Origin of the sequence: Dyella ginsengisoli (assembly GCF_044904665.1) — a bacterium.
In the GTDB taxonomy this organism is placed as follows: domain Bacteria; phylum Pseudomonadota; class Gammaproteobacteria; order Xanthomonadales; family Rhodanobacteraceae; genus Dyella_A; species Dyella_A ginsengisoli.
This window is the reverse complement of record NZ_JADIKM010000002.1, coordinates 405,536-418,117: the sequence shown is the minus strand read 5'-3', so window position 1 is coordinate 418,117 and position 12,582 is coordinate 405,536. Positions and strand designations below refer to the sequence as shown.

16 protein-coding genes are annotated in these 12,582 nt (G+C 68.6%); 12 read left to right on the top strand and 4 right to left on the bottom strand.

Annotation, left to right across the window (positions count from 1 at the left end; all coding sequences use genetic code 11):
- Position 1: 1 nt before the first annotated feature.
- Genes ISP17_RS08825 through ISP17_RS08815 form a run of 3 tightly spaced genes read right to left on the bottom strand, consistent with a single transcriptional unit; the run spans position 2 to position 1,898 of the window.
- Positions 2-253 (bottom strand): hypothetical protein, encoded by a 252-nt coding sequence (locus ISP17_RS08825; protein ID WP_404632185.1) that lies wholly within the window; start codon positions 251-253, stop codon positions 2-4.
- Positions 254-270: 17 nt separating this feature from the next.
- The gene (gene aroB, locus ISP17_RS08820) at positions 271-1,362 is read right to left on the bottom strand and encodes a 3-dehydroquinate synthase (RefSeq protein ID WP_404632183.1); all 1,092 of its coding nucleotides are present in this window, start codon (positions 1,360-1,362) and stop codon (positions 271-273) included.
- Positions 1,359-1,898, bottom strand: coding sequence for a shikimate kinase (locus ISP17_RS08815; RefSeq protein ID WP_404632181.1), 540 nt, complete (start codon positions 1,896-1,898; stop codon positions 1,359-1,361). The genes aroB and ISP17_RS08815 overlap by 4 nt, the downstream gene beginning before the upstream one ends.
- A 50-nt stretch (positions 1,899-1,948) precedes the next feature.
- On the opposite strand from ISP17_RS08815, the gene ISP17_RS08810 reads away from it, so the two are divergent.
- From ISP17_RS08810 to ISP17_RS08800, 3 genes are all read left to right on the top strand, one after another.
- Positions 1,949-2,797, top strand: coding sequence for an NAD-dependent epimerase/dehydratase family protein (locus ISP17_RS08810; protein ID WP_404632179.1), 849 nt, complete (start codon positions 1,949-1,951; stop codon positions 2,795-2,797).
- A 107-nt stretch (positions 2,798-2,904) separates the two neighbouring features.
- Complete coding sequence (locus ISP17_RS08805; protein WP_404632177.1) at positions 2,905-3,249, top strand: YbjQ family protein; 345 nt, start codon at positions 2,905-2,907, stop codon at positions 3,247-3,249.
- A gap of 103 nt (positions 3,250-3,352) precedes the next feature.
- Positions 3,353-3,556 (top strand): dodecin family protein, encoded by a 204-nt coding sequence (locus ISP17_RS08800; protein WP_404632175.1) that lies wholly within the window; start codon positions 3,353-3,355, stop codon positions 3,554-3,556.
- Between the two features lie 43 nt (positions 3,557-3,599).
- Here the strand turns inward: ISP17_RS08800 and ISP17_RS08795 are convergent, their stop codons facing one another.
- Positions 3,600-4,430 carry a kinase gene (locus ISP17_RS08795; RefSeq protein WP_404632173.1) on the bottom strand — a complete coding sequence of 277 codons (831 nt, stop codon included), beginning with the start codon at positions 4,428-4,430 and terminating at the stop codon, positions 3,600-3,602.
- A 41-nt stretch (positions 4,431-4,471) separates the two neighbouring features.
- On the opposite strand from ISP17_RS08795, the gene pdxH reads away from it, so the two are divergent.
- The 9 genes from pdxH (at position 4,472) to ISP17_RS08750 (ending at position 12,582) form a co-directional block, all read left to right on the top strand.
- The gene (gene pdxH, locus ISP17_RS08790; protein ID WP_404632171.1) at positions 4,472-5,059 is read left to right on the top strand and encodes a pyridoxamine 5'-phosphate oxidase; all 588 of its coding nucleotides are present in this window, start codon (positions 4,472-4,474) and stop codon (positions 5,057-5,059) included.
- A 16-nt stretch (positions 5,060-5,075) separates the two neighbouring features.
- Entirely contained in the window at positions 5,076-5,516 is a 441-nt protein-coding gene (locus ISP17_RS08785) for a secondary thiamine-phosphate synthase enzyme YjbQ (protein ID WP_404632169.1), read from the top strand.
- Between the two features lie 46 nt (positions 5,517-5,562).
- A complete protein-coding gene (locus ISP17_RS08780; RefSeq protein WP_404632167.1) occupies positions 5,563-6,363 on the top strand; it encodes an ABC transporter substrate-binding protein in 801 nt (266 codons plus the stop codon).
- Between the two features lie 237 nt (positions 6,364-6,600).
- Positions 6,601-6,804 (top strand): hemin uptake protein HemP, encoded by a 204-nt coding sequence (hemP, locus tag ISP17_RS08775; protein ID WP_404632165.1) that lies wholly within the window; start codon positions 6,601-6,603, stop codon positions 6,802-6,804.
- 93 nt (positions 6,805-6,897) lie between these two features.
- Entirely contained in the window at positions 6,898-7,425 is a 528-nt protein-coding gene (locus ISP17_RS08770) for a hypothetical protein (protein ID WP_404632163.1), read from the top strand.
- Positions 7,426-7,606: 181 nt separating this feature from the next.
- Complete coding sequence (locus tag ISP17_RS08765; RefSeq protein WP_404632161.1) at positions 7,607-8,878, top strand: efflux RND transporter periplasmic adaptor subunit; 1,272 nt, start codon at positions 7,607-7,609, stop codon at positions 8,876-8,878.
- 160 nt (positions 8,879-9,038) lie between these two features.
- Positions 9,039-9,752 (top strand): ABC transporter ATP-binding protein, encoded by a 714-nt coding sequence (locus ISP17_RS08760; protein ID WP_404632159.1) that lies wholly within the window; start codon positions 9,039-9,041, stop codon positions 9,750-9,752.
- 273 nt (positions 9,753-10,025) lie between these two features.
- On the top strand, positions 10,026-11,333 hold the full coding sequence (locus tag ISP17_RS08755; protein WP_404632157.1) for an ABC transporter permease: 1,308 nt from the start codon (positions 10,026-10,028) through the stop codon (positions 11,331-11,333).
- Positions 11,334-11,346: 13 nt separating this feature from the next.
- Positions 11,347-12,582 carry an ABC transporter permease gene (locus ISP17_RS08750; RefSeq protein WP_404632155.1) on the top strand — a complete coding sequence of 412 codons (1,236 nt, stop codon included), beginning with the start codon at positions 11,347-11,349 and terminating at the stop codon, positions 12,580-12,582.

Genomic DNA, 12,582 nt, shown 5'->3' with positions numbered 1-12,582 from the left:
TTCAGCCGCCCTGCGTGGTAACCCCGCGCACCTCCACGATCATGCCCGCCGCGCGCAGCGCTTCTGCGAGGGCCAAGGGTTCGACGCCTGCCGCGCGCAAGGTCTTCAGCTTGAATCGGACCGGCGCTGTGGATTCCAGCATCATCTCGAACAGCATCGCGCTCTCCAGCACACCGCATCCGGCCTCTCGGAGCACCTGCTCGACATCGCCTATGACGCTCCCGGTCGGCGTCTGGATGGACAGGTAGCTCATCGTCAGACTCCGTCGCCTCAGATCGCGGCGTCGAGTACGCCCAGCACCGCGTCTTCCGCCACGCCGCTGACGATCTGCGCGCGCCCGATGCCGCGCCACAGGATCAGCCGCAACGTGCCGGCGGTGTTCTTCTTGTCCAGTCGCATCAGCGCGAGCAGTTGCTGCGGGTCCATGCCGGGCGGCACGTCGGTGGGCAGGCCCAGGGTGTCGAGCAGGCGCTGCAGGCGCAGGGTGTCGTCCAGCGTGCCCATGCCCAGCTGCTGCGAGAGCTGCGCGGCCAGCACCATGCCCACGGCCACCGCTTCGCCGTGCAGCAGCGTGGCGTAGCGGCCGGCGGTCTCCAGCGCGTGGCCGAAGGTGTGGCCGAGGTTGAGCAGGGCGCGCTCGCCCTGTTCGGTTTCGTCGCGGGCGACCACGCCGGCCTTGTAGGCAACCTTGCGCGCGATCGCTTCGGCGACGGCGGCCGGATCGCGCTTGGCCAGCGCATCGGCACGCGTTTCCAGCCAGGCAAAAAATTCCGCATCGCCGATCGCCGCGCCCTTCACCACCTCGGCCAGCCCGGCACGGAATTCGCGCTCGGGCAGGGTGGCCAGCGTGCCGATGTCGGCGAACACGCCGCGGGGCTGGTGGAACGCCCCGACCAGGTTCTTGCCGGCGGGCAGGTTCACGCCGGTCTTGCCGCCGACCGAGGAGTCGACCATCGCCAGCAGCGTGGTGGGCAGCTGGATGAAGTCGATGCCACGCATCCAGCACGCCGCGGTGAAGCCGGCCAGGTCGCCGACCACGCCACCGCCCAGCGCGATGATGCAGGCGTCGCGGGTGGCGCCGAGCTTCGCCAGCGCGGCCAGCGCGCGCTCGACATTGGCGAAGGTCTTGTGCGCCTCGCCGTCGTCGAGCAGGAAGCTGTCCCACTGCAGGCCGTCGAGGCCCTTGGCCACGCGATCGAGATACAGCGGCGCCACCGTGGTGTTGCTGATCACCAGCACGTGGCGTCCGCGGATCGCCTGGCGCCAGCGCGCGTGATCGTCCAGCAGGCCGCTGCCGATGTGCACGGCGTAGCTGCGTGCGCCGAGGGGGACGTCGATGGTGTGCGTGGCGGGGGCGTTCATGCGGCCTGCGTGCGGTTCCAGTGGGTGTCGATCAGCGCGATGCAGCGCTCGGTGGCGGCGGCGACGTTTTCGTGCTCGCCGCTGACGGTGAGGTCGGCGATCTCGCGATACAGCGGTGCGCGCGTTTCGCGCATGGCATCGAGCTTGCCGCGGCGATCCTCGCCGGCGAGCAGCGGGCGCTTGGTGTCGCGCGCGAGGCGTTCGAGCTGCTGCTCGATGGTGGCCTGCAGCCACACCACGTAACCGCGCTCGGCGAGATGGCGGCGGTTGGCGGGATCGAGTACCGCTCCGCCGCCGGTGGCCAGCAGCACGCCGTCGCGCCGGCTGCACTCGTCCAGCAGCTGACTCTCGCGCTGACGAAACCCGGCCTCGCCCTCGATCTCGAACACGGTGCTCACCGGCACGCCGCAGTGGCGCTCGATCTCCTGGTCGAGATCGACGAACGGCAGGCCATAATGCGCGGCGAGGCGCCGACCGATCGAGGTCTTGCCGGCGCCGGTGGGGCCGACGATGAACAGGTTGCACGACGGATTCATGCACAAATGCTAGCAGGGCGCACCACGCAGCCGAGCGGGACCATCACGCCATGAGCGAACGCGTCCTGCTGGCCGGTTGCGGCGACCTGGGCGAGCGGGTAGCGCGGCGGCTGCTCGCGCGCGGGGATGCGGTGTTCGCCCTGCGCCGCCATCCGCCGGCCCACTCCATCGACGGCATCACCTGGCTGGCCGGCGACATGACGCAGGCGGACCGGCTGCCGCCGATGCCACCGGACATCACGCAGCTGGTACATCTGCCCACACCCGGCGCACGCGACGAGGCCGCCTATCGCGCCGTGTTCGTCGATGGCCTGCGCCACGTGATGGCGGCACTCGAGCCGGCATCGCTGAAGCAGGTGCTGTTCGTGTCGTCCAGTGCGGTCTACAGCGAAAACGGCGGCGGCGGGGTGGACGAGGACACGCCGCCCGATCCACCCGGTTTCAATGGCGCCGTGCTGCTGGAGGCCGAGCGTTGGCTCGCCGCGCAGCCGGTCGCCGGCATCGCGCTGCGGCTGGCCGGCCTCTACGGACCGGGCCGGCTGCAGCTGATTGATCGCCTGCGCGCCGGCCTGGCACGGGTGCCGCGCACGCAGACGCACTGGGCCAACCGCATCCACGTCGAGGATGCCGCCGCGGCGATCGCGCACCTGCTCGCGCTGGACGATCCGCAACCGGTCTACCTCGGCGTGGACGATATGCCGCTGCCGATCGACGTGCTGTATGACCATCTCGCGGCTCTGGCCGGCGCCCCGCCGCCGGCCGATGGCCCGGGACCGGCGGGTATCGGCAGCAAGCGGCTGCGCAACGCGCGCCTGCGCGCCAGCGGCTGGGTGCCGCAGTGGCCGGACGCGCGCGAGGGCTACGCGGCGCTGATGCATCCGACCGATCGCTCCGGCTGAGCGGTTCGATCGATCTGTGGGGTGTCGTCCGCCGCGCATCATCGATCGCCACGGCCGCCACCATCGGCGGTTCGTCCCGCAAGTCTTCATCGAGCAAGGAGCGTGTCATGGCAGCAGCGGTTGCAGCGGCACTGGTCAGCACCACCAACGATATTCCCGGCTACCGCATCGTGCGCCCGATGGGCGTGGTGCGCGGCATCACCGTGCGTTCGCGCAGCATCGTGGGCAACCTCGGCGCGGCGTTGCAGACGCTGGTCGGCGGCAACATCACGATCTACACCGAACTGTGCGAGAAGGCCCGCGGCGAGGCGTTCGACCTGATGCTGCGGCATGCGGCGGCGATGGGCGCCAACGCCGTGGTGGGCATGCGCTACGACGCCAACGAGGTGGCCGAAGGCGTGACTGAAGTGCTCGCCTACGGCACCGCCGTGCAGGTGGAGCCGGGCGCCTGAGCCATGCCGCGCTGCGGCGTGCCGCGACGCGGCGAGGGGCACACACTCGGCGGGACAGGGGGCGTGCCGCACCGCTCGTGGCGGCGTTGCAGAGGGTCATGCCATGTCTGTCGCCAAGGTCATCGAAATCAGCGCCTCCTCCAGCAAGGGCATCGAGGATGCCGTGCAGCACGGGCTCACCAAGACCTCCGAGTCGGTGAAGCACATCAAGGGCGCCTGGCTCAACGAGATCAAGGTGGTCACCGATGCCAAGGGCAAGGTGACCGAGTGGCGCGTGAACATGCGCGTCAATTTCGTCGTGGAGTGAGCGTCGCCGGGCGCGCGCCGCCCCACTCGGCCGCACGCTGGCTTCAGCTGTGGTTGAGTCCGGTGACGTGGCGCTCGGTGTCGTATTCCACCCAGCTGTCGGCCAGCTGTGGCAGCGTGGCCAGCGCGTGGCGGCTGAGTCGCTCGAAGTGCGCGAGAAAGCGCTCCATCGCCTTGGCGTCCATCGCCAGTGGCGCGTGGCGGGCGATCAGAGCTTCTTCCTGCTCGCTGCGCCAGCGGCGCACCACGTCCCAGTTCGGTGCCTGCAGCACGATCAGCGCGTCGAGCTTGCGCCACAGCGGCTGGTAGGTGCGCAGCTGCTTGTTGACCCAGCGACGCCAGGCGCCGTCGGGATCTTCCTTGCGTTCGAGCTCGTTCACCGGCGAGTTGAGGGCCGCGGCGTTCTGTGGACGGATGCCCAGGGCCCAGCCCTCCAGGATGACCAGCTTCGGCGGGCGCGTCACCCGCGGCCAGCGCGACGGGGGCAGCCGCGTGTCGCGCCCCTTGTCGAAGCGCGGGTAGGGCACCGGCAGCTTCTCCGACGCCTTGGGCAGGGCGGCCAGCACCGAGAGCAGCAGCTCGATCTCGTGGGTGCCCGGCACGCCGCGCGTGCGCAGCAGCGGGTGGATCTCCTTGGCCAGCATCTCGCGCTCGGCGCGCGAGTAGTAGAAGTCGTCCAGCGACAGCACCTCGGTGGGGATGCCGCGTGACTCGGCCTGTGACTTGATGACGCGGGCGAGCGTGCTTTTGCCGCTGCCCTGCAGGCCGGAGAGGCCCATCAGATAGGGTCGCCGCGCGCGCGCGATGCGACCGGCGTAGTGGTCGAGCAGATGCACGGCCAGGGCCAGATTCTGCGTGCTAGGATCGTTGTTCATCCGCGCCATGATGACGCGCACCGGCCACGATTCAAGACCTTATGCTCAATCGCGAGATTCTGGACACCTTCGTGCAGCTGCTCGACGAGGCCAAGGCAGGGGGAGACCGCGAGCCGACGGCGATGAACCTGGCCACCGCCGACGCGGCCGGCCGCATCAGTTCGCGCATCGTGCTGCTCAAGGGCGTGGACGAACGCGGATTCCGCTTCTTCACCAATTACCAGAGCGACAAGGGCGAGCAGCTGGAGGCACATCCGCAGGTGGCGCTCAACTTCCACTGGAAGGGCGTGCGCGACGGCATCCAGGTGCGCGTGGAGGGCCTGGCGCGCAAGTTGGTCGCCGAGGAGTCGGACGCCTATTTCACCACGCGCCCGCGCGGCAGCCAGATCGGCGCCTGGGCCTCGCTGCAGTCGCAGAACCTGCCCGACCGCGACACCTTCGATCAGCGCGTGGCCCGCTACGAGCAGGAGTTCGAGGGCCGCGACGTGCCGCGCCCGCCGCACTGGGGCGGGTTCGTGGTGGAGCCGGACATGGTCGAGTTCTGGTACGGCGCCGAGTTCCGCCTGCACGAGCGCGTGCGCTGGAGCCGCCACGGCCAGACCTGGACGCAGCGGATGCTGTACCCCTGACGCGTCGATCAAGCCCATGCGCCGCCACTCCGCCGACCACGTTGCGCAAGCTGCTTTCACCGTACACACGCGTGGGCGCGGCTTCAGCGAGATCACCGACGAGGTGGCCAACGCAGTCGCCGCCAGCGGCGTGCAGACCGGGCTGGCGAATGTTTTCACCGCGCACACCAGCTGCTCGCTGCTGATCAGCGAGAACGCCGATCCCACCGTGCGTGCCGACCTGGAGCGCTGGTTCGCGCGCGCGGTGCCCGATGGCGATCCACTGTTCCGGCACGATGCCGAAGGCCCGGATGACATGCCGGCGCACGTGCGCAGCATTCTCACCGGAGTGAGCCTCACTGTGCCGGTGCACGCCGGGCGTCTCGCGCTGGGCACGTGGCAGGGACTGTACCTGTGGGAGCACCGCACCGACGCGCACCAGCGCAAGGTCACGGTGACGGTGATCGGCGGCGGTTGAACGCCCCGTTACCATGGGCGGTCCTTATTCCCCGCGATCGCCCGCCATGACCGACGCCTTTCCCCAGCGCATCGTCTGCCTCACCGAAGAACCTACCGAGCTGCTCTACGCACTGGGCGAGGAGCATCGCATCGTGGGCATCTCCGGCTTCACCGTGCGACCGCCGCGGGCGCGCAAGGAGAAGCCCAAGGTATCGGCCTTCACCAGCGCGAAGATCGGCGAGATCCTCGCGCTTGAGCCCGATCTGGCGATCGGCTTCTCCGACATCCAGGCCGACATCGCGCGCGAGCTGATCAAGGCCGGCGTGGAGGTGTGGATCTCCAACCATCGCAGTGTGGAGGGCATCCTCGCCTATATCCGCCGGCTCGGTGCGATGGTCGGCGCGCACGAGAGGGCCGAGGCCTATGCGCAGCGCGCCGAGGCCCATCTCGCCGCCGTGCGCGCCGCGGCCGCCGCGCTGCCACGACGGCCGAAGGTGTACTTCGAGGAATGGGACGAGCCGCTGATCACCGGCATCCGCTGGGTGGCCGAGCTGGTCAACCTCGCCGGCGGCGACGACATCTTCCCCGAGCTGGCACGCGAGCCGCTGGCGAAGCAGCGCATCCTCGCCGACGGCGCCCCGGTGATCGCGCGCGCGCCGGACATCATCCTCGGCTCGTGGTGCGGCAAGCGCTTCCGGCCGGAGAAGGTGGCCGCGCGGCCCGGCTGGGACACGATTCCCGCCGTGCGCGACGGCGAGCTGCACGAGATCAAGTCGCCGATCATCCTGCAGCCCGGTCCCGCGGCGCTGTTCGACGGGCTCGATGCGATCCACCGGGTGATCGAACGCTGGGCGCTGCGCGGCTGAACCCTCGCGGGCGGACGGATTTCATCCGCGCGCACCGTCCTTGGGGCGATCCGGTTTCATGCCGGTGTCCGATCCTGCAGTCGCCACGGGTTTGAATCGCCGCGCAGCCATCCTTGTGCCGAGGACGTTTCGTGTCTCGGCGCTTCGTCAGGGCGCGCTCCGGGAGTCCGCGGTGGATTGACTCTTAAATGAGAATGCTTATCATCAGATGCGTAACCCATTGTGGAGAAAGCACTCATGAATCGTCCTCTGGTGATGACGAACGCCGATGCCACGGCCCGGCCGGCCGGTACCCTGGCGCTCAAGCCGGTGTCACTGCCGGTGCGCACGCTTTCCAGTGACGAGTTGCTCGCCGGCGGGCGCGAGCTGGTGATACGCCATCAGGGCGGCGAGTACTTCCTGCGCCTTACCCGCAACGACAAGCTCATTCTCACCAAGTGATCCGGCCGCGGCATCGCCGCCGCCGTTCGCTGTTCATGGCCTATCGCCAGCGTCGTCACCGACGATCAGCCGGGCCTCCTGCGGAGGTATTGCATGACCCGATGGCTGATGGCGCGCCGATGGCGCCGGTCGCCTGCCGATGGCGCAGATCGGCGTTGGCTGGCGGTCGACCCGGAACGATTTTCCGCCGGCTTGGTCTCGCTCGGCCCGGTGCTGTGCCTGTGGGCGGATGGCTGGGGCAGCACGCCTGCCGCCGCGCCCGATCTCCACGCGCTCGCCCGTCCCTCATGCCTGTGCCACACCTGCGCGGTCACCCCAGACGGCCCGCGCGAATCGATCAGCCTCTGCGATGACGCCGGCATCGCCCGCGTGCGCCTGCATCTGCTGCCGGACACCGACTACCTCGCCTGGGACGCGCTGGTGGCGGACGCGCGCGACCTGCCCGCGCCCGATGCGACGCCTGCCGGGCGGGTGGATCGCGCGCGGCGGTTGCGCTTTGTCACGCAGCGGCTTGGGCCGTGTGAACTGTTGTGCGTGCGCGCGGCCGGTGCCGCCAGCGCGCTCAGCTGGCGCACCGCGCAGCAGCTGGCTCAGGCCGAGGGCGTGCGACTGAGCGCGTAACGGATCGGACGCCCGCGCCCTGTCCGCCTGTCCGTGCCGGTGTCCGCGGACACTGTCCACAGCGGCGGCACGCGCAGAACAAACCCAGCGATGGCGCGCCCTGGCGCGGTTTGCGATAGCTGGCACGGCGCTTGCTGAAGTGTCTTCGTGGCTGCACCTGTCCGCAGCCGTGGGGACCGCAATGATTCGTGACACCTCCGCCCAAGACCGGATGGTCGAGGTCAAACCCAACCGCAAGCGTCGTGCGCTGTTGCTCGGTGCGGGCGTCGGCGTGATCGCCGTGCTGGCGTTCGCGATGCCCGGCGTGCTGCGACTGTTCTCCGCCGACGCCTCGGTAAGCGCTTCGCGACTGGCGTTTGCCACCGTGGGTCGCGGCCCCTTCGTGCGCGACATCGCTGCCGAGGGCAAGGTGGTCGCGGCGGTGAGCCCCACGCTGTACGCCACCTCCGGCGGCGCGGTGACGTTGAAGGTGCACGCCGGCGACACGGTGAAGCAGGGCCAGGTGCTGGCTACCATCGTCAGCCCAGAGCTCACCAACAAGCTGGCGCAGGAGCAGTCCAACGCCGACGCGATGGAAGTCGAATACAAGCGCGCGCAGATCGACGCGCAGAAGAAGCGCGCCGAACTGCAGCAGGCGTTCGACAACGCGCAGATCGACGCGCAGGCCGCGCGCCGCACGCTGGAGCGCAACACCGCCGCGTTTGCCAAGGGGGCGGTGGCCAAGAGCGACGTCGACACCGCCAACGACACCCTGCAGAAAGCCGAGATCGCCGAGCGCCACGCCAAGGCCAACCTCGGTATGGACAACGACAGCCTCAGCTTCGACATCGAGGCCAAGAAACTCGCCCACGATCGCCAGGTGCTGCTGGTGCAGGATCTGCAGCGCCAGGTCGACGACCTCAACGTGAAGTCGCCGGTGGACGGCCAGGTCGGTCAGCTGTTCATCGCCGAGCGCGCCACCGTGGCGAAGGACGCCCAGCTGCTCAGCGTGATCGACCTCAGCGCGCTGCAGGTGGAAATGCAGGTGCCGGAAAGCTTCGCCCGCGATCTGGGCATCGGCATGCCGGGCGAGATCAGCGGCAACGGCACCACGTGGCACGGCAAGGTCAGCGCGATCTCGCCCGAAGTGGTCAACGGCGAAGTGGCCGCGCGGCTCGCCTTCGATGGCGCCACGCCCAAGCAGTTGCGCCAGAGCCAGCGCCTGTCGGTGCGCGTGCTGCTGGACAAGCGCGACAACGTGCTCACCGTGCAGCGCGGCTCGTTCGTGGACGAATCGGGCGGCAACTACGCCTACGTCGTACGTGACGGCATCGCCACCAAGACGCCGATCCGCGTCGGCGCCAGCAGCATCGACAAGGTGGAGATCCTTGATGGCCTGAAGGAAGGCGACAAGATCGTGATCTCCGGTACCGACAGCTTCAAGAGCGCGCCGCGCGTCGCCATCAGCAGTTGAAGAACACGAGGGACGGGGAGCCTGCGCTTGAAACGTGCAGCCATCGCAACGGTGCCGTGACCTTTGCACGGCCTCATCGGACGGTGCTCTCCCCACATCGATGCTCCCCGTCCCCCGTCCCTTTGCACACCGTTCCACCACCACCGAGGAAGGAAACCCCATGCTCAAGATGACCCACCTGTCCAAGGTCTACCGCACCGAAGTGGTGGAGACCTACGCCCTGCGCGATTTCAACATCGACGTGAAGGAAGGCGAGTTCGTCGCCGTCACCGGCCCGTCCGGCTCGGGCAAGACCACCTTCCTGACCATCGCGGGCCTGCTGGAGACCTTCACCGGCGGCACCTATCACCTGGACAACATCGAGGTGAGCCAGCTCGACGACAACGCGCGCTCGAAGATCCGCAACGAGAAGATCGGCTTCATCTTCCAGGCGTTCAACCTGATCCCCGACCTCAACGTGTTCGACAACGTCGAGGTGCCGCTGCGCTACCGCGGCATGAAGTCGGCCGAGCGCAAGGAACGCATCATGGGCGCGCTGGAGCGCGTGGGCCTCGCCTCGCGCGCCAAGCACTACCCGGCCGAACTCTCCGGCGGCCAGCAGCAGCGCGTGGCGATCGCCCGCGCGCTGGCTGGCTCGCCGCGCCTGCTGCTGGCGGACGAACCGACCGGCAACCTGGATACCCAGATGGCCCGTGGCGTGATGGAGCTCCTGGAGGAGATCCACCGCGAAGGCGCCACCATCGTGATGGTGACGCACGATCCAGAGCTCGCCGCACGCGCCCAGCGCAACGTGCACATCATCGATGGCCAGGTGGTCGACCTGGCGGAAGACCCGCGCTTCCATGCGCACGCCGCCCGCGCCATCGACGCCTGACGCCTGAAAGCCCTCTCCCCCGGCGCAGCCGGGGGCGAGGGTGGGGTGAGGGGGGCGCTCTGCTCTTGGTCCCAGGCCGTGGAAGCCGGGCAAAGCGCCCCTCACCCCAGCCCTCTCCGATGACGGGAAAGCCGTCAGCAGAGAGGGAGCCAAAGCGGCGCGCGGTGGGCACAACCACCCCGCGATACCGACGCTTCAAGGCTCTCTTCCCCGGGCACACGTGGGGAGAGGGCGCCGCATCACGCCGTCGCCATCCAACTCGGGATTCGCACCATGTTTGCCTACTACTTCCAGCTCGGCCTGCGCAGCCTGCGTCGCAACCCGATGCTCACGGCGCTGATGATCATGGCCATCGGCTTTGGCGTGGCCGCATCGATGACGACCTACGCAGTGTTCCGCGCCACCTCCAACAACCCGATTCCGCAGAAATCCTCGCAGCTGTTCGCGGTGCAGATCGCCAACTGGAAGCCGTCGGACCTGGACAAGGGCGAACCGCCGAATGCGCTCAGCTACACCGACGCCAACAACCTCTCGCGCGCCCACAAGGCGCTGCGCGAAACCGCGCTGTATCCGGTAGCGCCGTCGGTGATTCCGGCCGATGCCAGCAAGCTGCCGTTCAATGCCAACGCCTATGCGGCGTATGGCGACGTGTTCGCGATGTTCGACATCCCGTTCCTCTACGGCAGCGGCTGGAGTCACAACCAGGACGAGGCGCGCGGCGCCGTGGTGGTCATCAGCAAGGCGCTCAACGACAAGCTGTTCGGCGGTATCAACAGCATCGGGCGCGAGGTCAACCTTGATGGACACAACTATCGCGTCACCGGCGTGATGGACAGCTGGAATCCGCAGCCGCTGTTCTTCGATCCGGTCAATACCCAGGGCTTCGGCGATCCGGTCGACCTGTTCATGCCGTTCACCCGCGCGGTGGATCTGCAGATCGGCACGGCCGGCAACAACAACTGCAACGCGCCGGCGGGCAACGGCTGGGACGGCTGGCTGCGCTCGGAGTGCATCTGGATCGCCTACTGGGCCGAGCTGCCCACCGCCGCCGACGTGGATACCTACCGCAGCTTTCTCAACGGCTATGCCGCCGAGCAGCAGCGTGCCGGCCGCTTCAGCTGGGCACCCAACGTGAAGCTGCGCAACGTCACCGAGTGGCTGGACTTCCAGCACGTGGTGCCGCCGGAAAGCAAGATCTCGCTGCTGGTGTCGCTGGGCTTCCTGCTGATCTGCCTGGTCAACACGGTGGGCCTGCTGCTGGCCAAATTCATGCGCCGCGCACCGGAGATCGGCGTGCGCCGCGCGCTGGGTGCCTCGCGCGGCACGGTGTACGCGCAGTTCCTGATCGAGGCCGGCGCGGTGGGCCTGGCCGGGGGGCTGCTCGGCCTGCTGCTCACGGCGCTGGGCGTTTTCGGCGTGGGCCTGGTGTTCGACAAGCAGATTGCCCGGCTGGCCACCGTGGACCTGTCGCTGGTGGCGCTGACCGTGCTGGTGGCGATCGCGGCCACCGTGCTGGCCGCCTTCTATCCCACGTGGCGCGCCGCCCAGGTGCAGCCGGCGTGGCAGCTCAAGTCGAACTGATCCGGAGCCGACGATGAACCTGCAGATCCAACCCATCCTCGCCGCGCTCAAGCGGCACAAGGCCGGCACGCTGCTGATCGCGATGCAGATCGCGCTCACCCTGGCCATCGTGTGCAACGCCACCTTCATCATCCGCGAGCGACTGGCGCGCGTGGCGCGTCCTACCGGCATGGTGGAAACCAACCTGCTGGCGATCCAGAACCGCTTTGTCGGCAACGAGACCAAGAGCAGCGAGCCGCTGGTGAAGGCCGATCTCGCCGCGCTGCGCCAGATGCCCGGCGTGGTAGACGCCACCGCCATCAACTCGTACCCGCTGCGCGGCGGCGGCTGGTCGATGGGCGTGCAGCTCGATCCCGATGCGAAGAAGCCGATCACCGCCAGCACGCTGTATTTCGCCGACGACCACGCGCTCGCCACGATGGGCCTGAAGCTCGTCGCCGGGCGCAACTTCCGCTCCGACGAAATCAGCTGGAAGGATGCCAAGGAAGTCGAGGCGCCGGCGCAGATCATCGCCAGCAAGGCGCTGGCCGACAAGGTCTTCCCGGACGGCTCGGCGCTGGGCAAGAACGTCTACATCATGGGCACGCCCAAGCCCAGCACCATCATCGGCATCGTCGAGCGCCTGCAGACGCCGTGGAACGGCACCTTTGCCGACAGCTTCATGGAGCACTCCGTGCTGCTGCCGCTGCAGCTCACCGGCTCGTTCGGCAGCTACCTGATCCGCACCGAGCCCGGTCGCCTCGACGCCATGACGAAGTCGGTTCCCGCACTGCTGTTCAAGACCAACCGCATGCGCGTGCTGCGCGATGAGACCGGTGTGCGCACCTTCGCCCAGGTGCGCGAGAACGCCTACAAGACCGATCGCGGCATGGCCCTGCTGATGAGCGTGGTATGCGTGGTGCTGCTGGCGATCACCGCGGCGGGCATCGTGGGCCTCACCAGCTTCTGGGTCGGCCAGCGCCGCAAGCAGATCGGCGTTCGCCGCGCGCTGGGCGCCACCCGCAACGACATCCTCAGCTACTTCCTCACCGAGAATCTGCTGATCGGCGTGGCCGGTGTGGTGGTGGGCACGGCCATGGCGATAGGTCTGAACCTGTGGATGGTTACCCACTTCGAGATGCATCGCCTCTCCATGGTCTATGTCGCCGTCGGCGTCGTCGCGCTGCTGCTGATCGGCCAGGGCGCCGTGCTCGCTCCTGCGCTGCGCGCCTCGCGCGTGCCGCCGGTGGAGGCCACCCGCAGCGTGTAA